The 23,355-nt window shown below is 70.2% G+C and carries 19 protein-coding genes; 13 read left to right on the plus strand and 6 right to left on the minus strand.

Annotation, left to right across the window (positions count from 1 at the left end):
* Positions 1-326: 326 nt before the first annotated feature.
* Positions 327-1,880, plus strand: coding sequence for an NAD(P)/FAD-dependent oxidoreductase (locus tag AC5LUJ_RS00020; RefSeq protein WP_250280868.1), 1,554 nt, complete (start codon positions 327-329; stop codon positions 1,878-1,880).
* Positions 1,881-2,197: 317 nt separating this feature from the next.
* Here the strand turns inward: AC5LUJ_RS00020 and AC5LUJ_RS00025 are convergent, their stop codons facing one another.
* From AC5LUJ_RS00025 to AC5LUJ_RS00035, 3 genes are all read right to left on the minus strand, one after another.
* The gene (locus AC5LUJ_RS00025) at positions 2,198-3,361 is read right to left on the minus strand and encodes a LuxR C-terminal-related transcriptional regulator (RefSeq protein ID WP_250280867.1); all 1,164 of its coding nucleotides are present in this window, start codon (positions 3,359-3,361) and stop codon (positions 2,198-2,200) included.
* A gap of 750 nt (positions 3,362-4,111) precedes the next feature.
* A complete protein-coding gene (locus AC5LUJ_RS00030; protein WP_250280866.1) occupies positions 4,112-5,749 on the minus strand; it encodes a long-chain fatty acid--CoA ligase in 1,638 nt (545 codons plus the stop codon).
* Positions 5,750-5,843: 94 nt separating this feature from the next.
* Positions 5,844-5,975: a hypothetical protein gene (locus AC5LUJ_RS00035; RefSeq protein ID WP_445548342.1), complete on the minus strand. Its 132-nt coding sequence runs from the start codon at positions 5,973-5,975 to the stop codon at positions 5,844-5,846.
* 734 nt (positions 5,976-6,709) lie between these two features.
* Between AC5LUJ_RS00035 and AC5LUJ_RS00040 the strand changes: the two genes are divergently transcribed.
* The 4 genes from AC5LUJ_RS00040 to AC5LUJ_RS00055 all read left to right on the plus strand — a co-directional run bounded on the left by AC5LUJ_RS00040 (position 6,710) and on the right by AC5LUJ_RS00055 (position 11,492).
* A complete protein-coding gene (locus AC5LUJ_RS00040) occupies positions 6,710-7,819 on the plus strand; it encodes a LuxR C-terminal-related transcriptional regulator (protein ID WP_250280865.1) in 1,110 nt (369 codons plus the stop codon).
* Between the two features lie 78 nt (positions 7,820-7,897).
* Positions 7,898-8,878 carry a quinone oxidoreductase family protein gene (locus tag AC5LUJ_RS00045; RefSeq protein ID WP_250280863.1) on the plus strand — a complete coding sequence of 327 codons (981 nt, stop codon included), beginning with the start codon at positions 7,898-7,900 and terminating at the stop codon, positions 8,876-8,878.
* 30 nt (positions 8,879-8,908) lie between these two features.
* Positions 8,909-9,694 carry an enoyl-CoA hydratase/isomerase family protein gene (locus AC5LUJ_RS00050; RefSeq protein ID WP_250280861.1) on the plus strand — a complete coding sequence of 262 codons (786 nt, stop codon included), beginning with the start codon at positions 8,909-8,911 and terminating at the stop codon, positions 9,692-9,694.
* A gap of 127 nt (positions 9,695-9,821) precedes the next feature.
* Positions 9,822-11,492 carry an AMP-binding protein gene (locus AC5LUJ_RS00055; protein WP_250280859.1) on the plus strand — a complete coding sequence of 557 codons (1,671 nt, stop codon included), beginning with the start codon at positions 9,822-9,824 and terminating at the stop codon, positions 11,490-11,492.
* 133 nt (positions 11,493-11,625) lie between these two features.
* On the opposite strand, the gene AC5LUJ_RS00060 is transcribed toward AC5LUJ_RS00055, so the two are convergent.
* Together AC5LUJ_RS00060 and AC5LUJ_RS00065 are read right to left on the minus strand one after the other, a co-directional pair.
* Positions 11,626-12,117, minus strand: coding sequence for a MaoC/PaaZ C-terminal domain-containing protein (locus AC5LUJ_RS00060; RefSeq protein WP_250280857.1), 492 nt, complete (start codon positions 12,115-12,117; stop codon positions 11,626-11,628).
* A complete protein-coding gene (locus AC5LUJ_RS00065) occupies positions 12,114-12,569 on the minus strand; it encodes an FAS1-like dehydratase domain-containing protein (RefSeq protein ID WP_250280855.1) in 456 nt (151 codons plus the stop codon). Before AC5LUJ_RS00065 ends, AC5LUJ_RS00060 begins: the two co-directional genes overlap by 4 nt.
* 188 nt (positions 12,570-12,757) lie before the next feature.
* Between AC5LUJ_RS00065 and AC5LUJ_RS00070 the strand changes: the two genes are divergently transcribed.
* Both AC5LUJ_RS00070 and AC5LUJ_RS00075 read left to right on the plus strand, forming a co-directional pair.
* Complete coding sequence (locus AC5LUJ_RS00070) at positions 12,758-13,933, plus strand: acyl-CoA dehydrogenase family protein (protein ID WP_250280854.1); 1,176 nt, start codon at positions 12,758-12,760, stop codon at positions 13,931-13,933.
* Positions 13,934-13,935: 2 nt separating this feature from the next.
* Positions 13,936-15,909, plus strand: coding sequence for an AMP-binding protein (locus AC5LUJ_RS00075; RefSeq protein WP_493464285.1), 1,974 nt, complete (start codon positions 13,936-13,938; stop codon positions 15,907-15,909).
* 55 nt (positions 15,910-15,964) lie between these two features.
* Here the strand turns inward: AC5LUJ_RS00075 and AC5LUJ_RS00080 are convergent, their stop codons facing one another.
* Positions 15,965-16,735, minus strand: coding sequence for a FadR/GntR family transcriptional regulator (locus AC5LUJ_RS00080; protein WP_047223273.1), 771 nt, complete (start codon positions 16,733-16,735; stop codon positions 15,965-15,967).
* Positions 16,736-16,830: 95 nt separating this feature from the next.
* On the opposite strand from AC5LUJ_RS00080, the gene AC5LUJ_RS00085 reads away from it, so the two are divergent.
* From AC5LUJ_RS00085 to AC5LUJ_RS00110, 6 genes are all read left to right on the plus strand, one after another.
* On the plus strand, positions 16,831-17,949 hold the full coding sequence (locus AC5LUJ_RS00085) for an acyl-CoA dehydrogenase family protein (protein WP_250280850.1): 1,119 nt from the start codon (positions 16,831-16,833) through the stop codon (positions 17,947-17,949).
* 73 nt (positions 17,950-18,022) lie between these two features.
* The gene (locus AC5LUJ_RS00090) at positions 18,023-19,189 is read left to right on the plus strand and encodes an acyl-CoA dehydrogenase family protein (RefSeq protein WP_250280847.1); all 1,167 of its coding nucleotides are present in this window, start codon (positions 18,023-18,025) and stop codon (positions 19,187-19,189) included.
* Complete coding sequence (locus AC5LUJ_RS00095) at positions 19,189-19,938, plus strand: SDR family NAD(P)-dependent oxidoreductase (protein ID WP_250280845.1); 750 nt, start codon at positions 19,189-19,191, stop codon at positions 19,936-19,938. The genes AC5LUJ_RS00090 and AC5LUJ_RS00095 overlap by 1 nt, the downstream gene beginning before the upstream one ends.
* Positions 19,938-21,140, plus strand: coding sequence for a thiolase family protein (locus AC5LUJ_RS00100; protein ID WP_250280843.1), 1,203 nt, complete (start codon positions 19,938-19,940; stop codon positions 21,138-21,140). Before AC5LUJ_RS00095 ends, AC5LUJ_RS00100 begins: the two co-directional genes overlap by 1 nt.
* Positions 21,137-22,366 carry an acetyl-CoA hydrolase/transferase family protein gene (locus AC5LUJ_RS00105; protein WP_493464286.1) on the plus strand — a complete coding sequence of 410 codons (1,230 nt, stop codon included), beginning with the start codon at positions 21,137-21,139 and terminating at the stop codon, positions 22,364-22,366. The genes AC5LUJ_RS00100 and AC5LUJ_RS00105 overlap by 4 nt, the downstream gene beginning before the upstream one ends.
* A gap of 59 nt (positions 22,367-22,425) precedes the next feature.
* Positions 22,426-23,355 carry a hydroxymethylglutaryl-CoA lyase gene (locus AC5LUJ_RS00110; RefSeq protein WP_250290994.1) on the plus strand — a complete coding sequence of 310 codons (930 nt, stop codon included), beginning with the start codon at positions 22,426-22,428 and terminating at the stop codon, positions 23,353-23,355.

A 23,355-nucleotide genomic window follows, 5' to 3' on the forward strand; every position in this document is an offset into this window, starting at 1 on the left:
GACCGAGGCCGCAGCGACCGAGGCCGCAGCCGCCCGGCCGCACGGGCCGAGTGGGCCCGTGCGGAACCACCCGGGCGGGCCATGGTGAGACCCGCCGTCCTCCCGCCCACGTGGACTATCTACTCTCTACTCTGGTGAAGATGGAAAGCGTGATCATTGCGGGCGGCGTGGGAACGGTCATCGAAGATGGCGATCCCCGATCAGACCGTGGCCGCTATATCACACCACGTAGCCACCGCGGGCTGGCCAGCGCAGGGTGACCGGCATCGCCGGGTAGCCAGCCGCAGGAATCGTCCCCTTCAGCCATCAAGGAGCCGTTGCATCCCATGACCGAGCTTTCAACGCCGCCCGCGGAACCCGGTCGCGAGATCCTGGTGATAGGCGCCGGTCCAGCGGGTCTGAGCGCGGCCTTCCAGCTGCACAAGTACGGGATCGCCTCCACCATCCTCGAGGCGGACGACCAGGTCGGCGGCATCTCCCGGACGGTCGAGCGCGACGGCTGGCGGTTCGACATCGGCGGCCACCGGTTCTTCACCAAGGTCCGGGCGGTCGAGGAGCTCTGGCACGAGATCCTCGGCGACGCCGACTTCCTGCTGCGGCCGCGCAAGAGCCGGATCTTCTACAACGGCGCCTACTACGACTATCCGATCAGCGCCGGGAACGCGTTGCGCAACCTCGGCCCGGCCGAGGCCGCCCGGTGCGTCGGCTCGTACCTGTGGGCCAGGGCCCGGCCGCCGAAGGATCAGACGGACTACGAGAGCTGGCTGGTCGCCCGGTTCGGCTGGCGTCTCTACCGCACCTTCTTCAAGACCTACACCGAGAAGGTCTGGGGGGTGCCGGTCAGCGAGATGCCGGCCGACTGGGCCGCCCAGCGGGTCAAGAGCCTGTCGCTGGCGAACGCCATCGTCAACGCGGTCTCGCCGCGCCGCAACCAGAAGAAGATCACTTCGCTGATCGAGGAGTTCCAGTACCCCAAGTACGGCCCCGGGATGATGTGGGAGGTCTGCCGCGACAAGGTCACCGCCGCCGGCAGCAAGGTGGTGATGAACACGACCGTGGTGGGCGTCAGGCACGCCGATGGCCGTGCGACGGCGGTCGTCGCACGCGACGGTGACGGGGGAACCACCGTCTACCCCTGTACCGACGTCGTGTCGTCCATGCCGATCTCCGAGCTGATCACGGCGATGGACCCGCCCGTCCCGGCCGCTGTCGCGCGGGCCGCGCGCGACCTGCGCTACCGGGACTTCATCACCGTCGCGCTCGTGGTGCCCGCCGGCAAGGTGCCCTGGGAGGACAACTGGATCTACATCCACGACCCGCAGGTGCGGACCATGCGCATCCAGAACTTCGGTTCCTGGTCGCCGTTCCTGGTCAAGGACGGCCGTAACGTGCTCGGCCTGGAGTACACGGTCTTCGAGAGCGACGCCGCCTGGACGGCCCCCGACGACGAGCTCATCGAACAGGGCAGGCGGGAGCTGGCCAAGCTCGGCCTTGTCGACTACGAGGACGTCGAGGCGGGATATGTGGTCCGCCAGGGCAAGGCGTACCCCATCTACGACGACCGTTACCGGGCGAACGTCGACGTGATCCGCGGCTGGCTCGCCGAGCACGCCACCAACGTCCACCCGGTCGGCCGCAACGGGATGTTCCGGTACAACAACCAGGACCATTCGATGCTCACCGCGATGCTCACCGCCGAGAACATCGCCACCGGCACGGCCCACGACGTCTGGTCGGTCAACGTCGAGGAGGAGTACCACGAGGAGGGCGCGGGTTCCGCGGCCGGCCGGCCGGGCGGTTCCCTCGGGACGGGGCGCGACGCCCCGGTCCTCCCGCGGGCCTCGGTCGACGCCGCGGCGGGCCCGGCGACACGACCGTGACGGCCGGGCAGGCCGTCACCGGGAACCGGGGGAGCCGTCGGCGGGTGCCCGGCGCTCTTAGCGGCCTGCCGATGTCACCGGCAGTGACGCCCCGTCCCTCCCGCGCCCGGATCCCGGGTATGGGAGAGACGCTGCCGGCCGCCTGGGCGCAGCACCCACCGGCCTGATCGGATGATCACGGCTCGTGGTGGTCGCGACGGTGCTGCGGACGGCGTCGGCCCGTCCACACTCCGGTGCGTTGCCGGGCAGGTGTGGTGCGCCGGTCGCCGGTCGCCGGTCGTTCGCCTGTCGCCGGCGCGGCGGCTGTTCCCGGCGGTTCAGGACGCCTCCCGCTCGCCGTGCAGCCAGATCGACACCGCTTCGGTTCGGCTGGCCGCGTTCAGCTTGCGCAGGATGTGCTTGACGTGGGACTTCACGGTCCCCTCGGAGATGATCAACCGGTCGGCGATGCGCGCGTTGGTGTTGCCGGCGGCCATCAGCCTGAGCACGTCGATCTCGCGCCTGGTCAGACGGGAGTCCGTGGGCCAGGGGTCGTCGTGGAGCGGGCGTACGGGCCGGGTGAATCCGTTGGCCATCCCGTACGAGCCGAACCTGATCGGCTCCTCGATGTCGTTCATCGTCGCCGTCAGCCCGGCGGTGTAGCGCAGCATCTCGGTGCGCATCTGGGCCAGGCGGTCGAGAAGGACCGCGCGCTCCAGCGCGTAGCCCAGGCCTTCGGCGAAGATTGCCAGGATGTCCCGGTCGAAGTCGGCGAGCGCGTCGCCGTGGAAGTAGCGGTCGGCGTGCAGGAAGCCGATCACGTGGGAGGAGGCCGTGATCGGTACCGCGACATAGCTCCTGACGCGGGCCGCATCGACCATCGCCCGGTGGACCCGTGTCTCGTCCTGGACGTTGGTGACGATGAGCGGCCGTCTCCGCCGTACGATCTCCGTCTCGAACAAGGGGGGCACGAGCCTCTGTGGATGGTCCTGCCCGGCCTGCGCGATGGCCTGGGCCCATTCCCTGTCCCCCTCGACGTACACCGTCTCGGGTACCCAGATCGACTCGTTGATACGTGACATGACCGCCCGGTCGAACCCCATCGTGCACACGATGCCCGGGGTTGCCTCGATCAGTTCGGATACCGAGGAGAACGGGTGTAATCGACCGAGAGCGTTCTGAACATTACGGATCGTGCTGGAGTGGTGGTGGGCGTGTTCCTCGCGGACGTCGTCGTCGGTGTTCTTCAGCTGGATGAGCAGTGGCAGCAGGTCATCGGCGCCGGCCAGCTGGTCGGCGGTGGCGCGGTCGCCGGCCGCGGCCGCGCACACGCCGTTCCAGACGGTTTCCAGCGCGCTGCTGGCGGCGGGTAAGTCGTTGATCTCCGTGGCGTCGGGCAGATGCTGGGAGCACAGGAGTGTCTGGGCCTTGTCGATGATGGCGAGTACCTCGCTCACCGTCCGGTCGGAGATCGACCCCTGGCGTATGCGGTCGCCGGTCATCGGTCTGCGGTTTCTCCCGTGGCACCTGATATCCCCGGTGGGCACGATGAGCCTCCTCGACTGCCAGGCGCCCAACGCTGGCCGCCTGGCAGATCATAAGTCAAAGTCCGGCCTTGGCACGTTCTGTCGATCTCTGTCGCTCGGCCGTGTTACGGACGCGCCAAACCATACGGCTGACTGGCCCACTGGGTCACCCATGCGAACGCGACCGAGCTTCTTTTCCAAAGAGGGTAGCGTGCACGCCGTACGCAGAAGTACCGATTCGTAGCGGATCCTGCCGAATCAACGGCTTATAAGATCATAAATGTTGCTTGTCGAGTTGATTTTCTTGCTTAAAGTAAGATCACGTTGGACGTGAACGGGCCGTCGCGGTCTCATCGTCCGCTCGCCCTGGGCGAGCCGGGTCATCGGGTCGTCGCCGGGCTTCTCACGACGCGACGTGACACGGTGGAGCCAGCTGCGCGGCTGTTGCACGCGGCCGGCCCGCGACGCATGCCTCTTCCCGTTGCGGCAGAGCCCCGTCCCGGCCTCCCGCGGGCGGCGGGGGAGCGAACGGACAGAGCGGGCGAACGGGGCGGAGCGGGCCGCGGCGCCAGGGATGACCCCTGACACCGCGTGCCCCTGGCCCCGGGACGGGAGGCCCGCCTCACGAGCCCCTGCTTCCCGCCGGCCGTCCCGCCATCTCGGTATATCAGTACTTCACAGGTATACCCGTACCTCGCGGTATACCTGTACTTCACGCTGACGGTGTCAGATGGTCTGCACTGTCAGAAGCTGTTCCGCGTGCTGACGGCGCAGCACCTTCTTGTCGTACTTGCCGGTCGCCGTCAGCGGGACGGCGTCCACGAACGACCAGTTCTCCGGCAGCCACCACTTCGCGACCCGGCCCGTCAGCCAGGCCCGTAGCTCCTCGGCGCTCGCGCTCGCTTCCTCCCGCAGCACCACGACCGCGAGCGGGCGCTCCTGCCACCTCTCGTCGGGCACGCCGATGACGGCGGCCTGGAGCACGTCCGGATGGCCGATGATCGTGTTCTCCAGCTCGACCGAGGAGATCCACTCGCCGCCCGACTTGATGACGTCCTTCGTCCGGTCGGTCAACGTGACGTAGTGCAGGGGGTCGACCCTGCCGATGTCGCCCGTGCGCAGCCAGCCGTCGTGGAACTTCTCCGGGTCGTCGTCGCGGTAGTAGCCCCCGGTGACCCAGGGCCCGCGGACCTCGAGCTCGCCGATCGACTTCCCGTCCGCGGGCAGCTCGACGCCGTTGTCGTCGACGATACGAAGATCCACGCCCGCGATCGGCCTGCCCTGGGTGACCCGGAACCGCATCGTCTCCTCTTCGTCGAGGCCGGCCGGCGGCCGGGCGATCGCCGCCAGCGGCGAGGTCTCCGTCATGCCCCAGGCGTGCAGGATCCGGACGCCGAACTCCTTGTCGAAGGCCTCCATCAACGAGCGCGGCACCGCCGATCCGCCGCACAGCACCAGGCGCAACGAGGACAGGTCGGCCCCAGGGCTGCTCCGCAGGTGGTTGAGGATGTCGTTCCAGATGGTGGGAACGGCCCCCGACACGGTCGGGCGTTCCCGGTCGATGGTCCTGACCAGCGTCGCGGCCTGCAGGAAGGGCCCGGGCAACAGCAGATTGGCACCGCTCATCAGAGCGGCATACGGCAGGCCCCAGGCATTGGCGTGGAACATCGGCACGATGGTGAGAATCGTGTCGTCGGCGTTGATGCTGAAACCCTGCGCGGTGCAGGCGGCCTGCGAATGTAACCACAGCGACCGGTGGCTGTAAACCACTCCCTTGGGGTTGCCCGTCGTGCCACTGGTGTAGCACATCGAAGCCGCGTCGCGTTCGTCAACGGCCGGCCAGCCGAATTCCTCGGACTCGGCGGCAAGGACCTCCTCGTACCGGAGAATCTGCTTACCGGAACCCTCCAGGGCGGCGACGTCCCCGTTGCCGTTCACCAGCACCGTGTGCACGCTGTCTATCTTCGGCAGGGCCCCGGCCAGCAGCGGGATCAGGGAGTCGTCAACGATGATGACCTGGTCCTCGGCGTGGTTGGCGATGTAGGCCACCTGGTCGGCGGCCAGCCGGATGTTCAGCGTGTGCAGCACGGCCCCCATCGCCGGTACGGCCGCGTACGCCTCAAGGTGCTGCTGGTTGCTCCACTGGAAGGTCGCCACCCGCTGGTCCCCGACGACGCCGAGCCGGCGCAGGGCGCCTGCCAGCCGGGCGGCCCGTGCACCGGTCTCCGCGTACGTGACGCGGCCGACCCGGCCGGGCTCGAGCACGGTCCGCGCGCCGTGATCCCCGTGGACCGAGGTGCCGTGCGCCACTATCGAACGCACTGTCAGAGGGAAGTCCTGCATGGTGCTTCGCACAGCGCACATCCTTGTTCGTCAGGCCCGGCTTTGGGCCGCGAGCGGGGACACCACCATGTACGGACCGGCCGGAACGGCTTCGGCAACGGCTGGGCGCACCGGTTCACTCCTCGATCACGATGGCGGGCATCGGGCACAGCGATGCCGCGCGTTGTACGGAAGAACGCAGGCCGTCATCCGGTCGGCTATACAACAATGTCACCTGGTCGGCGTCGTCCGCAAGGTTGAAGAGCATGGGTGCTACAAGCAAGCAAGTAGCAAGCAAGTAGCAAGCAAGTGCCGGGCGAGTGGCGGGCACTGCCCATGCCCGGCACGCAGGTCGTGGTTCACGGAGGCATTCACGATGCCTTCTTCCGGCTTTCTCCTTCTGAAAAGCCCGTCCGTACCGGCGCGGGCTGCCCGCGCGGGTGGCCTCGCGGGCCTGCCCGCACGCCCCTGACCTGCGTCTTCGCGCCGCTCGAGGCCCCGCCCGCGGGCCGGTCCCGCGAACCGTCGACAGCGTGGTCCCCTCGGTGGTTCTTTTTTATCGCCGCCGCGTGCTGTCCCAGCTGTCGCCAGACACCCACGATCATGTACTTCGGTGGGCTTGTCTGTCACCGCCGGGAGCCCCTGGCCGCAGAGCCGGGCGGGCCGACGGCGCGCCGGCGCCGGCGGGCGGGCCGCGATGCGACGGGGCAGGGCGGGCGGTCCGGGACGCTCGTCGGCCGCGGCCACCGGTCAGGCCTGACCGGTCAGGTCCAGCTGGTCAGGTCTGACTGGTCAGGCCTGAACCGATCGGCCGGGCCTAGACTTACATGCCACACGCCTCACCGGTTCGGTGCGCAGGCCGGTGCGGTAGGCCCTTACGAACTGGATCTGGCAACGATGACTCCACCGAAGGGAAGAGGCCCCCGGGACGCCGCGGACACGATGGTTCCCGTCGGGGCGCGTCGGCGGCCTGACCTGACGCGTCGTGCGCGTGAACTACTGGTGACAGCCGGTCAGCTGGTCGGAGGCCCGGAGCAGGACGTCGCCCCCCGGCCCGCGGACGGCCTCAGCGGTGTCGACGGGCAGCTCGCGGTCATGGGTGGCCTGCTCCGTGACCGGCTCGTCTCGCCCGCGAAGTACCCGGACGGTGCCTCGCTCGTCAACGTGAGCACGGCGCTGGCGGGGCTGCACACCATCCGCTACGAGATCCACGACTTTCTCGTCCACGAGCGCCTGGAGCGCCTGGACATGCTCGACGCCGGCCTGGCTCAGCTGCGGAAAGTACATGATCCGGACGAGCTGCTGAACCGCGTGTGCGAGTCGGTCGTGCACAGCTGCGGTTTCGACCGGGTGATGCTCTCGCGGGTCGAGGGCTCGGTGTGGCGGCCGTGGAAGAGCTACGCGGTCACCGACCAGGAGGTGGAGCGGACCTTCCGGAAGTGGATCAGTGCCATCCCGGAGATCCCTCTCGACCATCTGCTGCTCGAGAGCGAGATGGTGCGCCGGTGCGAGCCGGCGCTGGTCACCGACGGCGCGCACGACCGGCGGGTCTACCGTCCGCTGCTGGACGCCTCCGAGCTGCGCTCCTATGTCGCGGCGCCGCTCATGCCGACCGGCCGGGTGATCGGGTTCCTGCACGCGGACTACAAGGCCGAGCAGGCGTCCGCCCTCGACCGCGACATCCTGTGGGCCTTCGCCGAGGCGTTCGGGCAGATCTTCGAACGCGCCGTGCTGCTGGCGCGGCTGCGTGACCAGCGCGAGCAGGTGCGCAGCGCGATGCAGACCGTCGAGTCGGTGCTGGACGACCTCGCCGGCGCCGAGATCGATCTCGCCAGCCGGGAGCACGTCACCGCGCTGGCCGCCACCCGGCCCACCAGGATGCTGCACACCGCGCGCTCGTCGAAGATCGAATCTCTTACAGGCCGCGAGCTCGAGGTACTGACGCTGATGGCGACGGGCGCGACGAACAACCGGATCGCCGAGAAACTCGTGATCACCAACGGCACCGTGAAGTCGCATGTGAAGCGCATCCTGCGCAAGCTGGGCGCGGAGAACCGCGCGGAGGCCATCTCCCAGTACCTGCGCCTGACGATCGGCCAGAACCACCTGTAGCGGGGCTGCTTGCGCCCTCGCGGCTCCCGGCACTAGGGTCAAAATGGTCAGACCTTTTCGGGGAGTCCTGGAGGCAGGGTGCGCGCGGTTGTCCTCCACGAGTTCGGCCCGGCGGGCAACCTGCGGCTCACCGACTTCCCCGACCCGCGGCCGGAGCCCGGGTGGGTCACGGTGCGGCTGCGGGCCAGTGCCCTGAACTGGCACGACGTGCTGGTCCGGCAGGGCAGGTACCATTCCCCGCTGCCGCACGTGCCCGGCGCGGACGGCGCGGGCGTGCAGGTGGACACCGGCGAGGAAGTGGTGATCGTGCCCTCGCTGTGGTGGGGCGAGGACGACAGCGCGCCGGGCGCGGCCTGGGAGATCCTCGGCGACCACCGGCCGGGCACCTACGCCGAGCTGGTGCGGGTGCCCGTCGAGTGCGTGGTGCCGAAGCCCGCCGGGCTCAGCTGGCCGCAGGCGGCGGCCCTGCCGCTGGTGGGGCTGACCACCTATCGCGCGCTGTTCACCCGCGGCCGGCTGCGGGCCGGGGAGTCCGCCCTGGTGCTCGGCGCCGGTGGCGGTGTCGCCACGATGGCGGTCGGCCTCGCGGCCGGCATCGGCGCCTCGGTGGTGGTCACCTCGTCCTCGGCCGACAAGATCGATTCTGCCCGGGGGCTCGGGGCCGGCGGTGGCGTGCTCTACACCGAGCCCGACTGGCCATCGGCGGCGAAGGAGCTCTCACCCGCGGGGCAGGGCTTCGACCTCGTGCTGGACTCGGTGGGCACCTGGCAGGAGTCGATCCGGGCGCTGCGGCCGGGCGGCCGGCTGGTGGTCCTCGGCGCGTCGCGCGCGCAGGAGGCGCGCATCGACGTGCGGCACTTCTATTTCGGGCAGTTCGACCTGCTCGGTACCACAATGGGTGGTCCCCGCGACTTCGCCGGGCTGCTGGAGCTGCTGTCGTCCCGGCGGGTGGCGCCCCCGGTCATCGACCGGGTCTTCCCGCTCGACCAGGCCGACCGGGCGCATCAGTACCTCGAGCGGGGCGGCGGGTTCGGCAAGATCGTCCTGACGCAGGACTGAACACCCCGGACCGGGAAGGGACAACAGCCAATGGCAGACAAGCTCGTCCGTTACGAGGTCGACGACCACGGGGTCGCCGTCGTGACGCTGGATCACCCGGAGACCCGCAACGCGCTCAGCGACGAGCTCCTCGACGATCTCCTCGCCGCGCTGGAGGAGGCAAGGAACGACACCGGCGTGCGGGTCGCGGTGCTCACCTCGTCGCATGAGCGGATCTTCTCCGCGGGCGGCAACCTCAAGGCGTTCGCCGACGACCGTCCGACGATCACCAAGTACGCCGGGCTCGACCGCTTCCCGCGCCTGTTCAAGCTGATCGGGGCCCTGGGCAAGCCGGTGATCTGCGCCGCCAACGGTGACGTGCTCGCGGGGGCGTTCGGGCTGGCGCTGGCCTGCGACCTGGTGATCGCGAAGGAGTCGGTCCGGTTCGGCTGTCCGGAGATCAACGTGGGTGCGTTCCCCTTCATGATCTCGGCTCTCATCTACCGCAACGTCGGTCGGCTCAAGGCCAACGAGCTGATGCTGCTCGGTGAGCTCATCAGCGCTTCGGAAGCCCGTGACCTGGGCATTGTGAACGCGGTGGTGCCCGACGCCGAGTTCGGCGACGCTGTGGGCGCCTGGGCGCGCAAGGTGGCGTCGAAGTCCCCGCTGCTGATCAGGCTCGGCAAGGACGCCATCAACGCCACCCGGGACCTCGCGCTCGGCGAGGCGCTGGACGTGCTGCAGGCCCAGCTCGCGCTGGCCTTCACCACCGAGGACCTCGTCGAGGGGGTGCGGGCGTTCCGGGAGAAGCGGGCTCCCGAGTGGAAGATGCGATGATCGTCCGGTTCTGACCCGCCGTCGGCGACCGGTTCCTACTCGTTGCCTTTTTGGTCTAACCATTCTAAGGTTGACTGAAATAGTGTGACTTGAGGCACGGTAGCTGTTGACGACGAGGAAGATCACGATGACGTTCACGACGGTGACGGACCGCTACTCGCACGACGACATCGCCACCTGCTACGCCACCGGTGTATGGCGTGAGGAAACCCTGTCCGACGTCCTGGACGCGCAGGTCTCCCAGCAGCCCGACAAGGTCTTCGTCACGGACGGCAGCACGTCCCTGACCTACCGGGAACTGCGGGACAGCGGGTTACGCCTCGCGGCCGGCCTGCGGCGCCTGGGCATCGGCAGGGGGGACCGCGTCAGCGTCCAGCTCCCCAACTGGGCGGAGTTCACGCAGGCCGTGGTGGCGCTGGCGCGGATCGGCGCCGTCGCGATACCGATCATGCCGATCTACCGGAACGAGGAGGTCGGCTACATCCTGCGCGACGGCGGCGTCCGGGTGGCCATCACCAGCGAGAAGTTCAGGAAGTTCGACTACCTCGACATGTACACCAAGCTCCAGGTCGACAGCCCGGCCCTGGAGAAGATCGTCGTAGTGCGGGGGAGCGGCGCCGGCGAGCGCGACACGGTGATCCCCTTCGAGTCGCTGCTGACGGGCTCCGGCCCGGTGCCCACGGCCGAGGAGATCGGCGCGGGTGCCGGCGCCGACGACCCCTTCGTGATCGTCTACAGCTCGGGCACGACGTCCAGCCCCAAGGGCTGCCTGCACACCTTCAACACCTTCGCCGCCGGCTCGCGGCTGCTCGGCAGGGGCCTCGGCTACCGCCAGTCCGACGTCCAGTTCGGTCCGTCGCCGATAACACACACGACGGGGTTCATCACGAGCCTGCTCATACCGTTGATCTACGGTGCCGCGTCCCATCTGATGGACGTGTGGGAGCCCCGCGCGGGGCTGCGGCAGATCGGCGAGTTCGGCTGTACGGTCGCGGTGACCGCGACGACGTTCCTGCAGATGCTCATCGACGTCTACGACCCCGACCAGCACGATCCCGCCAGCCTGCGGATCTGGGTCTGCGCGGGCGCACCCATACCGGGCCCCTTCGTGGAACAGGCCCGTGACCTGCTGCCGAACTGCCAGATACTGAGCCTCTACGGCCGTACCGAGAACGCCGTGAGCACCATGTGCACGGCGGACGACGACCCGGCCCGTTCGGTCACCTCCGACGGGTCGGCGCTGCCCGGCACCTCGGTCAGGATCGTCGACGAGACGGGCCACGAGGTGCCGCGCGGCCAGGAGGGCGACATCGCCTTCCGCGGGCCCAGCCACATGCTCGGGTACATCAACAACCCCCAGGAGACCGCCGCCCTGTTCACCCCGGACGGCTACTCGCGCTCCGGCGACCTCGGGGTCATGGACGCCGACGGCTATGTCCGGGTGACCGGCCGGCTGAAGGACATCGTCATCCGCGGTGGCATGAACATCAGCGTCCGCCAGGTCGAGGACCTGCTCACCGCCCACCCGGCCATCAGCGACGTCGCGGTCGTCGGGATGCCGGACGAGCGGCTGGGGGAGCGGCTGTGCGGCTACCTCGTGCTCGCCGCGGGGCACGAGCCGCTGACGCTCGAGGACGTACGGACCTATCTGCTCGAGCGGGGGCTGGCCATCCAGAAGGTGCCCGAGCGCCTGGAGACCGTTCCACAGCTGCCGATGACCGCGACGGGCAAGGTCCAGAAGCACGTCCTGCGCACCGACATCGCCGAGAAGCTCAAGGCCGAGAAGCTCGGGGTGTGAGCCGGGGTGCCTCCCGCGGGTCCGGCTCAAAGCCGAGCGGAGACCCGCGGGAGACGCCCCGGTGCCGGCGCGGCGGCCACCGGTGGTGGCCGCCGGCGTGGGTGGGCCGGCGCGGTGCCGGGTCGAGGCGACCTCAGGACGAGGCGACGACGGCCTTCGCGCTGGCCCGTACCACCGTGTCGTCACCCCGGCGCACCGACAGGGCGATCTCGGCGACCGACTCGGCGGCCGGCGCGACGGCCGACTCCGCGTCCGGCCCGTCGGCCGGGCCGGGGCCCGGCCCGTCGATCGCGACGATGCCGACGATTTCGCCGGACAGGCGCAGGACGTCACCCAGGAAAACCGGGGCGACGAAGCGCACCTCGAATTCCCGCAGGTGTTCCACGCCGAGCCAGTCCGACAGCCAGCCGGCCAGTATCCCGGCCTGTAGCTGCCCCATCGAGATGACACCGGGAAAGCCGCTTGAGCGCACGAACTCGGGGTCGTGGTGCAGCGGGTTGAAATCGCCGCCGGCGCCGGCGAAACGCACGATGTCGGTCTGCGTGAGCGGCCCGATCTCCCGGGCCGGATGGGTGTCCCCGACCGCGGCCCGAACGGGCCGCCTGGCCCGGATGGGTTGACTCATGCGCTTTTTCCTCGCTCGATGAGCACGTCCCGCTGCCGGACGACCGGTGTTCCCGTGGCGTCGACATACTCGGTCTCCAGGGTCACGACGCGCATGGAGCCGCCGCGTTTCCCGGCACGGCGTTCGTCACCGACGACGCGGCGCACGGCGCGCAGCGAGTCCCCGGCCCGCAGCGGGCGCAGGTACTGCCAGCGCACCGAGCCCACGACCACGCGCTCGAGGGCCAGGCCGAGCCGGTCGACGAAGGCGCGCTGGTCACGCCAGTGCCCGACGGCGACGACATGGGTCGGGGTGGCCAGCAGATCGTCGAAACCCGCGGCGCGCGCGGCGTCCGCGTCCGTGTGCACGGGGTCCGTGGTGAACGTCGCCCGGGCGAACTCCCAGATCTTGCCGCGCTCGACGTCGAAGGCGACCTCGTCCACGACCGTGCCGACGAGTTTCCCGTCGCTCACCCGTTGTTCCCCGCCGCCGTGAAAGCCGCCACCGTGCGGGTGGCGGCCGCGCGAGCAGTCATCGTACGAGTGGTCATCGTACGAGTGGTCATCGTACGAGCAGTCATCGTACGAGTGGTCATCGTGAAAACCCCTTTTCGGTCTGACCTATAGTACCATCGCATCAATCGCGGATGAGGGGTGCAAGCATGGATCTTGCGGACTCGCCAGGGGAACGACACTTCCGCACCGAGGTCCGGGAATGGCTGGCGACGGCACTTCCGCGCCTTCCCTGGCCGGAGCCGGCCGATCTGGTCGAGAAGCTTCCGTTCTGGCAGCAGTGGCAACGTCTGCTGTTCGACGCCGGTTATGCCGGGCTGTCGTGGCCGAAGGAGTACGGCGGCGGTGGCGCCGACGCGAAAATACGCGCGATCTTCACCGAGGAGGCCGACCGCGCCGGCGTCCCCGAACGGCTGAACATCATCGGTGAGGATCTCGCCGGCCCGACGATCATCGAGTTCGGCACGGACGAGCAGAAGGAACGCTTCCTGCGGCCGATCCTCACCGGCGAGGAGATCTGGTGCCAGCTCTTCTCCGAGCCGGAGGCCGGCTCGGACCTGGCGTCGTTGCGGACCAGGGCGACCAGGGCTGACGGCGGCTGGCGGCTGCAGGGCCAGAAGATCTGGACCAGCCGGGCGCACCTCGCCGCCAACGGCATCCTGCTCGCGCGCACCGGCGGCGGGCCGCGCCACAAGGGCATCACCTACTTCCTGCTGCCGATGGACGCCGACGGCGTCACCATCCGCCCGCTCGCGCACATGCTGGGTGAGGCCGAGTTCAACGAGGTCTTCCTCGACGACGTCTTCGTCCCGGACGACCGGGTCGTCGGCGAGGTGGACGGCGGCTGGCGGGTCGCGATGGCCACGCTGTCCTACGAGCGGGTCGCCATCGCCACCGGCCGGGTGAACACCAAGCGCGCCGTCGACGACATCATCACCGACATCAGCCAGCGCACCGGCGACGACGGGCGCCCGCTGGGGGCGGACCCGGCGGTCCGCCAGAAGGTCGCCGACCTCTACGGGCGCGCCCTGATCCACTATCTCATCGGCCAGCGGGTGGTCACGCTCGCCGCCGCCGACGGCCCGCCCGGGCCGGTCACCTCGATCGGCAAGCTCTACTTCTGCCCGCTCGTCGAGGACCTGGCGGACTTCCGGCTCTCCCTGGAGCCGCTGGGCGGCCAGTTCTCCCCGGACGACAAGGAACTGGACAGCACGCGCTGGCTCCGGCTGGCCTACCAGGCCCGCGGCACCGCGATCGCCGGCGGATCCACCTTCATCCAACGCAACATCGTCGCCGAGCGTATCCTCAACATGCCCCGGAGCTGACCGTGACCGAGCACACTGGGACCGAGCACACCGGGACCGGGTACACCTGGACCCCCACCTCCGAGTACATCGAGAACGCCAACGTCACCCGGCTGGTGCGGGCACACGGCCTGTCGTCACTGGCCGAGCTGCGCGAGCGCTCGGTGCGCGACATCGGCTGGTACTGGGACGCCGTGGTCAAGGACCTGGGCCTGCCCTTCCGCACGCCGTACTCGCGGGTGGTCGACCTCTCCGCGGGCATCGAGCATCCCGACTGGTTCGTGGGCGGCGAGCTCAACATCGTCGACGCCTGCCTGGGGCGCTGGGACGGCGACGAGCAGGTCGCGAACCGGCCGGCCGTCATCCACGCGGCCGAGGACGGCACGACCACGACGGTGACCTACCGTGAGCTCACCCGGCAGGTGGAGCGGGTCAGTGCCGGCCTGCGCCGGCTCGGGATCGGCAGGGGCGACGCGGTCGCCCTGTTCCTGCCGATGATCCCCGAGGCCGTCGTCGCCTCCTACGCGGCCGCCCGCATCGGCGCGGTCCTGGTGCCGCTGTTCTCCGGGTTCGCGCCCTCGGCCATCGCCTCCCGTATCCAGGACGCCGACGCCAAGGCGGTCATCGTCGCCGACGGCACCGTCCGGCGCCGCCGCGCGGTGGCCATGAAACCGCTGCTCGACGAGGCGCTGCGGTCCTGCCCGACGGTGGAGCACGTCGTCGTCGTCGGCAACCTCGACGACGCCCCGGAGATCTCCGCGACCAGGGATGTCCGGTGGAGCGACCTGCTCACCGGCCCGGATGGCGCTGGCGAGGCCGAGGCGCTGCGGGCGACCGACACCCTGCTGCTGGCGTACACCTCCGGGACGACGGGCCGGCCCAAGGGCGCCGTCCACACCCATGCCGGCTTCCTGGTGAAGGTGGCCAGCGAGGTCGCCTACTCCTTCGACGTCGGCCCGGGGGGCGTGTTCTGCTGGGTGACCGACATGGGCTGGATCATGGGCCCGTTGTCGATCTTCGGGACGCACGCCAACGGCGCGACGCTGCTGCTCTACGAGGGCTCGCCCGACGTGCCCGACACCAACCGCCTGTGGGACCTGGTGGACCGCCACCGCGTCACCATGCTCGGGGTCTCGCCGACGCTGATCCGCACGCTGCGCTCCAGCGAGAAGATCTCGCTGGACGGCTTCGACCTGTCGTCGGTGCGCGTGCTCGGCTCGACGGGCGAGCCCTGGGACCCCGACTCCTACGAGTGGCTGGCCAGGGACGTCTTCGGCGGGCGGGTCCCGGTCATCAACTTCTCGGGCGGCACCGAGGTCGGCGGATCCTTCCTCGCGCCGTACCCGGTCGAGCCCATCCGCAGCTGTTCGCTGGGCGGCCCGTCGCTGGGCATGGACGTCGACGTGGTCGACGACCGGGCGCAGCCGGTGCGCGGCGAGGTCGGCGAGCTGGTGTGCCGGCAGCCGTGGCCGGCGATGACGCGCGGGGTGTGGCGGGACGAGGCCCGCTATCTGGAGGCGTACTGGTCGACCTTCCCCGGCCTGTGGCGCCACGGCGACTTCGCCCTGGTCGACAAGGACGGGCAGTGGTTCATCCTGGGCCGCTCCGATGACGTCATGAACGTGGCGGGCAAGCGGCTGGCACCGGCGGAGGTCGAATCGGTCATGATCACCCATCCGGCGGTGGCCGAGGCGGCGGCGGTCGGCGTCCCGGACCCGAAGAAGGGCGAGGCCGTCTGGGCGTTCTGGGTCCCCCGTCCGGACGCGACCGAGGACGTCTCGGCGCAGCTGCGGGAGATGGTCGCGGCCGAGCTCGGCAAGCCCTTCGCCCCGGGGCTGGTCCGGCGGGTGTCGCAACTGCCCAAGACGCGGTCGGCGAAGATACTGCGGCGCGCGGTGCGGGCGGCGGCCCTGGGCCGGGATCCCGGGGACCTCTCCGGCGCGGAGAACCCGGACGCGGTGGAGGAGATCCGCGCGGCGGTCGGGCTGGACGCCTGAGCCCGGTATGGACCGGTGTGTGACGACGGGGCCGTGGCAGGCTGACGAGAGCCTGTCACGCCCCGTTGTTGGGAACCGATATCTCGGTGCGTTCCTCGACCTCGAGGACCGCCTGGGCGTAGGAGTGGACGTGACGGTTCATCCGGCGTACCGCGGCCTCGGGGTCCCGCGCGCGAATGGCCCTGGTGATGGACACGTGCGCCTTCGCCGCCAGCCGTCGTACCTCGTCGTTGATGAACCGCTCGTTCTCGGTGGCCGTGTAGATCGCCCGCGACAGGGCGGTCATGAGGCCGATCAGCAACTCGTTGTGGCTGGCGGTGGCCACGCCCACGTGCCAGTCGACGTTGGCCTGCAGGAACGCCGCCAGCGTGCTGCCGGTGTCGGCGATGGCCTCGTTGGCGGCATCGAGCACCTTCAGGTCGTCCTCCGTGCGGTACCGGGCGGCGAGCTGGGCGCAGAACGGCTCGATGGCCTCGCGGGTCTCCAGCAGCGCGGCCAGCCGGATCTGCTGGCCTCTGATCACCAGGCTCACCGAGGTCTCGACCGCGTCCTTGCTCGGCCGCTGGACAAAGGCGCCACCGGCCCGACCGGCCTTGATCCGGACCAGGCCCTGAACCTCAAGGATGCGCAGGGCCTCCCGGACGGTTGAACGGCTCATCCGGGTCTGCGTGACCAGCTCACGCTCTGGTGGAAGCGGTGTGTCCTCGGTGAACTCGCCGGTGAGGATGCGCTCGCGAAGCTCGTTCGCCAGCACGTCCGATGCCTTGGGGACCTCCATGGGAGCGAGCCGGATCGCCGATCGATCCTTCTTCAACGCGTCGGCCATGTGATTCTCTCTATCGATGGTCTATTGGTCAGACCTAAGTTACCATCCGAACATCGTGCACAGGGCAGTCATGGACGAGCATTACAGGAGCGGGCATGCGGTGGGATCTGGCCGACGAGCAGGAGATGTTCCGGGACTCGTTGGGCGAGTGGCTGGACCGTTTCGCCCCCGCCGATACCGTGCACGGCTGGCTCGGCGCCGGTGACGCCGCCACGTTCGAGGGGCTTCTCGTCTCGGACGGCTGGCTGGCCGTGGGGTTCGCGCAGGAGTACGGCGGCCAGGGCGGTGGCCTGCTGGAGCTCGCGCTCACGGCCGAGCGGCTGGGGCGGCACAGCGCACCGTCCAGCGCGTGGACGGCGTCGGTGCTCGCCGTCGAGGCGCTGACCGTCCTGCCGGAGCGGGCCGCCGCGGTGCTCACCGACGGCAGCTTCGCGGCTCTTGCCGTGGACGCCGACAGGCCGCCGGACGAGCCCGGCCCGGTCGTCGAGGTGGGGGCCGGCCGGGCCGGCCTGGACGGCGGGGACGGTGGGGACGGCGGGGTCCTGCGCGGCACCGTGCGGTCGGTGCTCGGCGCGGACCGCGCCCGGCAGCTGATCGTCCCGGCGGGCACGGCCGCGGGGCGGGCGTTGTTTCTGGTCGACGCCGGCACCGAGGGGGTGGGGATCAGGGCCCGTGAACTGCTGGACCGCAGCCGCTCGGTGGCGGACGTGGATCTCGCCGACGTCCCCGCCCGGCGGCTGGGCGCCGACGCCGAGCGGGTGCTCGCCCAGGCCGCGCTGCGGGCGGCCGTTCTCGTCGCCGCCGACAGCCTCGGGGCCGCGGAGCGCATGCTGCGTCTCGCGGTGGAGTACAGCAAGCAGCGGCGGCAGTTCGGGGTCCCGATCGGCTCGTTCCAGGCGGTGAAGCACGCGGCCGCCTCCATCCTGGTCGCGGTCGAGGCCGCCCGCTCCGTCGTCTACTTCGCCGCGGTGTCCGTGGACCAGGGGCACGAGGACGCGGCGCTGCACGCGGCGACCGCGAAGGCGCAGGTCACGGCCGCCGGTGAGCAGGCGGCCGACAGCGCGCTGACCATGCACGGCGCCATCGGCTACACCTGGGAGCACGAGCTGCAGCTCGCCTACAAGCGGGCGAAGCTGAACAAACGGCTCTTCGGCGCGCCGGGCGTGTGGAACGAGCGGCTGGCCGCGGCGCTGCCGCTGCTGCCCGTCGCCTGATACAACTTTTTGGTCTGTCCTTTGATACAATCAATCCAAAATCTGTCGTGCCTGGCCGAACAGGAGGCCTGCCGTGGACTTCGACCTGACAGAGGACCAGGCGACGATCCGCAAAGCCGTCGCCGAGCTCGCGAGCAAGTTTGACGACCAGTACTGGTTGGAGAAGGACTCCGCACACGAGTTCCCGACCGAGTTCTACGACGCGTTCGCCAAGGGCGGCTGGTTAGGGATCACCACGCCCGAGGAGTACGGCGGTCACGGCCTCGGCATCACCGAGGCGTCGATCCTGCTTGAGGAGGTGTCGGCAGCCGGCGGCGGCATGAACGCCGCGAGCTCGATGCACCTGTCGATCTTCGGGATGCACCCGGTCATCGTCCACGGCTCGGACGAGCTCAAGCAGCGCAACCTGCCCCGCATCGTCAACGGTGACCTGCACGTGTGCTTCGGGGTCACCGAGCCGGGCGCGGGGCTCGACACCACGCGCATCACCACGTTCGCCCGCCGGGACGGCGACCACTACGTGGTCAACGGGCGCAAGGTGTGGATCTCCAAGGCGCTGGAGTCCGAGAAGGTCCTCCTGCTCACCCGGACGACCAGGTACGAGGACGTGCAGAAGAAGACCGACGGCATGACCCTCTTCCTGACCAGCCTCGACCGCAACGCGGTCGACATCCGGCCGATCAGGAAGATGGGGCGCAACGCGGTCAGCTCGAACGAGCTCTTCATCGACGACCTGCGCGTTCCGGTGGAGGACCGGGTCGGCGAGGAGGGCGCGGGGTTCCGCTACCTGCTGGACGGGCTGAACCCGGAGCGGATGCTGATAGCCGCCGAGGCGCTCGGGCTGGGCCGCGCCGCGCTGCGGCAGGCCGTCCGCTACGGCAACGAGCGCGAGGTGTTCGGCCGTCCCATCGGCAAGAACCAGGGCCTGCAGTTCCCGCTGGCCGACTCGCTGGCCCACCTCGACGCGGCCGAACTGGTGCTGCGCAAGGCGACCTGGCTCTACGACCAGGGCAAGCCCTGCGCCCGGGAGGCGAACACCGCCAAGTACCTGTGCGCCGACGCCGGTTTCCAGGCGGCCGACCGGGCGCTGCAGACGCACGGCGGCATGGGCTACTCCGAGGAGTACCCCGTCGCGCGCTACTTCCGGGAGGCGCGGCTGCTGCGGATCGCCCCGATCAGCCAGGAAATGGTCCTGAACTATCTCGGCCCACACGTTCTCGGTCTGCCCAGGAGCTACTGATGTTCGGTTTGCACGGCCGCTCGGCACTGGTGACGGGGGCGGGCAGCGGGATCGGGGCGGCGGTCGCGGAGGCGTTCGCGGCCGCGGGTGCCGCGGTCCTCGTCTCCGACATCGACGAACAGGCGGCGAAGTCGGTGGCGGAACGCATCCGCGCCACCGGGGGCACGACGGACTCCTTCGCCCTCGACGTCCGCGACGGCACGGCCGCCGCCGAGGCCGCCCGGCGCGCGGCGGCGCTCGCCGGCGGCACCCTGCACATCCTGGTCAACAACGCCGGCGCGATCGCACCGGCGATGTTCCCCGACCTCACCCAGGAGGCGTTCCGCCGGATCATCGACATCCACCTGGTCGGCAGCTTCGTGTGCAGCCAGGCCGCCCTGCCGTACCTGCCCGAGGACGGCAGCGGGCGCATCATCAACGTGACCTCGGCCGCGGGGCTGCAGGGCACGATCGGGCAGGCCAACTACGGGGCGGCGAAGGCCGGCATCATCGGCCTGACGAAGTCGCTGGCCAAGGAGCTCGCGCGGCGCAACGTCACGGTCAACGCGCTGGCCCCGCTGGCGGCCACACCCATGACGCAGAACATCCGCAGCAACGAGAAGCTGGCGAGCAAGACGCTGGCGAGAATCCCGCTCGGCCGCTGGGCGCAGCCGGCGGAGATCGCCGGCAGTTTCGTGTTCTTCGCCTCCGACGCGGCCGCGTACATCACGGGCCAGGTGCTGCCCGTCGACGGTGGAACGGTGATGTGATGACCAGGACGACCACGAGCCCCTTCCTGCGCACCGGCCGCGAGGTGCTGATAGCGGAGGCCGTCCGCACACCCATCGGCAGGTCGCACCCGGAGCGGGGCTGGTACCGCGACACCCACCCCAACGCGATTCTCGCCGCCTGTTACACCGAGCTGATCGCCCGTAGCGGTATCGCTCCCGACGTGGTCGAGGACCTCGTCATCGGCTGTACGGCGCCCTTCGGCGAGCAGTCGCGCAACATAGGGCGCAACGCCTGGCTGCAGGCCGGCTACCCGCCGGAGGTGCCCGCCGTCACCCTCGACCGGCGCTGCGGGTCGGCGCAGACCGCGCTCGCCATGGCGGCCGCGCTGATCGGCTCCGGCACGCACGACGTGGTCATCGCCGGCGGCGTCGAGCACATGGGGCACGTCCCCATCAACTCGCCGGGCAGGATCTCCGAGCTCTACGGCGACCCGTGGCCGCTTCAGCTGCGCGACCGGTACTCCTTCGTCCACCAGGGCGAGAGCGCCGAGCTGATCGCGGACCGCTGGCAGATCAGCCGCACGGAGATGGACGAGTTCGCGGTGCGCTCGCACCAGCTGGCCGTCGCGGCGGTCGACGAGGGCCGCTTCGCCGCCGAGATGGTGCCCCTGGAACTGGCGGGGGAGACCCGTAGCAGCGACCAGAGCATCCGGCCGGGCACCAACCTGGAGACGCTGGCCGGCCTGAAGCCCTCCTTCCGCCCGGAGGACGGGCGCATCACGGCCGGCAGCTCGTCACCGATCTCCGACGGCGCCGCCGCCGTGCTGCTCGCCTCCCGCCCGGCCGCGCAGCGTCACGGCCTGAAGGTCCGGGCCCGCGTCCTCGACCAGACCACGGTCGGGGTCGACCCGGTCATCATGCTGACCGGCCCCATCCCCGCCACGCGCAAGCTGCTCGAGCGCAACGGGCTCACGATCGACGACATCGACCTGATCGAGATCAACGAGGCGTTCAGCTCCGTGGTGCTCGCCTGGGAACGCGAGCTCAAGCCCGACATGGACCGGGTCAACGTCAACGGCGGGGCCATCGCGCTCGGGCATCCCGTCGGCGCCACCGGCTCGCGCCTGACCGCCACGATCCTCGCCGAACTGCAGCGGCGCGACGCCGAGCTCGGCCTGATCACGATGTGCTGCGGCGGCGGGCTCGGCACCGCCACCCTGGTGCAGCGGCTCGACGGATGATCGATCTCACGAGGTACCTGGCGCCGGGTGCCGGCGTCTGGTGGGGCCAGGCGAGCGCCGAGCCGCAGCCGCTGGTGCACGCGCTGCTCGACCAGATCGGCCGGCTCGGCCCGCGGCGCGCCTTCTGCGGGCTGAGCTGGGACGAGCGGCTCACCCGGGAGCTGCCCGAGGCGCTGCGCCTGGTCTCCTACGGCGGTCTGGGCGAGTTACGGGTGCTCAGCCGCGCCGGGCGCCTCGACGTGCTGCCGTGCCACTACTCCGCCCTGCCGCGGATGTTCGCCGAGGGGCATCTGCCCCGCGATGTCGGCTTCGTCCAGGTCTCGCCGCCGGACGCCGACGGCACCTGCTCGCTCGGCATCGGCGTGGACTACGCCGCCGACGCCGTGGCGCACACCCCCGTGCTGATCGCCGAGATCAACCAGCGGATGCCGGCGACCGTCGGCACGCCACGCATCCCGCTGCGCCGGTTCGCGGCCGTGGTGGAGACCGACCGTCCGCTGCGGCAGGCGCCCGAACGCCCGCCGGACAGCACGGACCAGGCCATCGCGCGCAACGTCGCGCAGCTCGTCGAGGACGGGAACACCCTCCAGATGGGTGTCGGCCCGCTCCCGTCCGCGGTCCTCGATGGCCTTGTCGGCCACCGGGACCTCGGCTTCCACTCCGGGATGATCTCCGATGGCATCCTGCGCCTGGTCGACAAGGGCGTGCTGACCGGGGCGCGCAAGGAGATCGACCGGGGTGTCATCGTCACCGGCGCGGCGCTCGGCAGCACCGAGCTGTACGAGCGGCTGGCCAGCCTGCCGGTCGAGTTCCGCCCCGCCAGCTACACGCACGCCCCGGCGACGCTGGCCCAGCTGCGTTCGCTGGTGTCGGTCAACTCGGCCATCGAGGTCGACCTGACCGGGCAGGTCGGAGCCGAGGTACGCCGCGGCGTCCTGATCGGGGCGGTCGGCGGCCAGGTCGACTTCTCGCGGGCGGCGGCACTGACCGGGACCCGTTCCATCATCGCGCTGCGCGCGCGCTCCGGGGATCGGTCCACGATCAGGCCGGCTCTTCAGGCGGGCGTGGTGACGACCTCCCGGTCGGACGTGGACGTGGTCGTGACGGAGTACGGCGCCGCGCACCTGCGCGGCTGTGGCCTCGCGGAACGAGCCCGGCGCCTGATCGCCATCGCCGCGCCGGAGCATCAGGAAGCCCTCGAGCGGGCCGCCCTGGAGAAGTCCTGAAGCAGCCGGGTAAGGCCCGCGGCGAAGCGGGCCGCACAGAACGGAGAGGAGCCCGAACAATGAGCACGCACCGCCCCGACCATGTGCACATCCGGGAGGTCGGCCCACGGGACGGTTTCCAGAACGAACCGGAACGCATCGCCACCGACAACAAGGTCCGGCTCATCAACGCCCTGGGCCGGGCCGGTTTCAAACGGATCGAGGTGGCCAGCTTCGTCCGCCCGGACGTGATCCCGCAGCTTGCCGACGGCGTGCAGGTGCTGGAGAGCATCGACGTGCCCGACGACGTGTCGCTCATGGTCCTCGTCCCGAACAGCAGGGGGCTGGACAACGCGCTGAAGGTGCGCCACCTCTTCCACGAGGTCGCGGTCTTCGTGTCCGCGTCGGAGACGCACAACAAGAAGAACGTCAACCGCACCGTCGACGAGACGATGGCCGACAACGACGTCATGGTCGGCCGGATCCGGGCGGAGGGGCTGAAGTGCGCCGCCGTCATCGCGACCTCCTTCGGCTGCCCGTACGAGGGCAGGATCGAGCTGAAGCGGGTGCTGGACCTCGCGGAGCGGTTCGCCGAGGCGGGGGCGACCGAGATCGGCTTCGGTGACACCACCGGGATGGCCAACCCCGCGTACGCCGGCGAGTTCTTCACCGCGGCGCTCGAGCGGCTGCCCGGGACCGAGGTCACCGCCCACTTCCACAACACGCGGGGGCAGGGGCTGGCCAACGCGTTCGCCGCGCTGGAAGCCGGCTGCGCCAGCTTCGAGTCGAGCTTCGGCGAGCTCGGCGGCTGCCCCGTCCCGGCCGGGTCGACCGGCAACATCGCCACCGAGGACCTGGTGAGCATGTTCCACGAGATGGGCGTGGCCACCGGCCTGTCGCTGCCCGCGATCATCGAGGCGGCCCGCGAGGCGCAGTCGGTGCTCGGCCGCACCCTCACCAGCCACTCGATCATCGCCGGGCCGGTCAACTGGCCGTCCAGCGCCGCCTGA

It is taken from the genome of Protofrankia sp. CiP1_Cm_nod3 (genome assembly GCF_982290655.1).

Bases quoted from the DNA above. Each gene is read 5' to 3' on its own strand.
- AC5LUJ_RS00055 (WP_250280859.1), top strand. From the start codon at position 9,822: ATGACGTTCACGACGGTGACGGACCGCTACTCGCACGACGACATCGCC.
- AC5LUJ_RS00025 (WP_250280867.1), bottom strand. From the start codon at position 3,361: ATGACCGGCGACCGCATACGCCAGGGGTCGATCTCCGACCGGACGGTG.
- AC5LUJ_RS00060 (WP_250280857.1), bottom strand. From the start codon at position 12,117: ATGAGTCAACCCATCCGGGCCAGGCGGCCCGTTCGGGCCGCGGTCGGG.
- AC5LUJ_RS00080 (WP_047223273.1), bottom strand. From the start codon at position 16,735: ATGGCCGACGCGTTGAAGAAGGATCGATCGGCGATCCGGCTCGCTCCC.
- AC5LUJ_RS00085 (WP_250280850.1), top strand. From the start codon at position 16,831: ATGCGGTGGGATCTGGCCGACGAGCAGGAGATGTTCCGGGACTCGTTG.
- AC5LUJ_RS00110 (WP_250290994.1), top strand. From the start codon at position 22,426: ATGAGCACGCACCGCCCCGACCATGTGCACATCCGGGAGGTCGGCCCA.
- AC5LUJ_RS00070 (WP_250280854.1), top strand. From the start codon at position 12,758: ATGGATCTTGCGGACTCGCCAGGGGAACGACACTTCCGCACCGAGGTC.
- AC5LUJ_RS00035 (WP_445548342.1), bottom strand. From the start codon at position 5,975: ATGCTCTTCAACCTTGCGGACGACGCCGACCAGGTGACATTGTTGTAT.
- AC5LUJ_RS00030 (WP_250280866.1), bottom strand. From the start codon at position 5,749: ATGTGCGCTGTGCGAAGCACCATGCAGGACTTCCCTCTGACAGTGCGT.
- AC5LUJ_RS00105 (WP_493464286.1), top strand. From the start codon at position 21,137: ATGATCGATCTCACGAGGTACCTGGCGCCGGGTGCCGGCGTCTGGTGG.
- AC5LUJ_RS00095 (WP_250280845.1), top strand. From the start codon at position 19,189: ATGTTCGGTTTGCACGGCCGCTCGGCACTGGTGACGGGGGCGGGCAGC.
- AC5LUJ_RS00100 (WP_250280843.1), top strand. From the start codon at position 19,938: ATGACCAGGACGACCACGAGCCCCTTCCTGCGCACCGGCCGCGAGGTG.
- AC5LUJ_RS00020 (WP_250280868.1), top strand. From the start codon at position 327: ATGACCGAGCTTTCAACGCCGCCCGCGGAACCCGGTCGCGAGATCCTG.
- AC5LUJ_RS00050 (WP_250280861.1), top strand. From the start codon at position 8,909: ATGGCAGACAAGCTCGTCCGTTACGAGGTCGACGACCACGGGGTCGCC.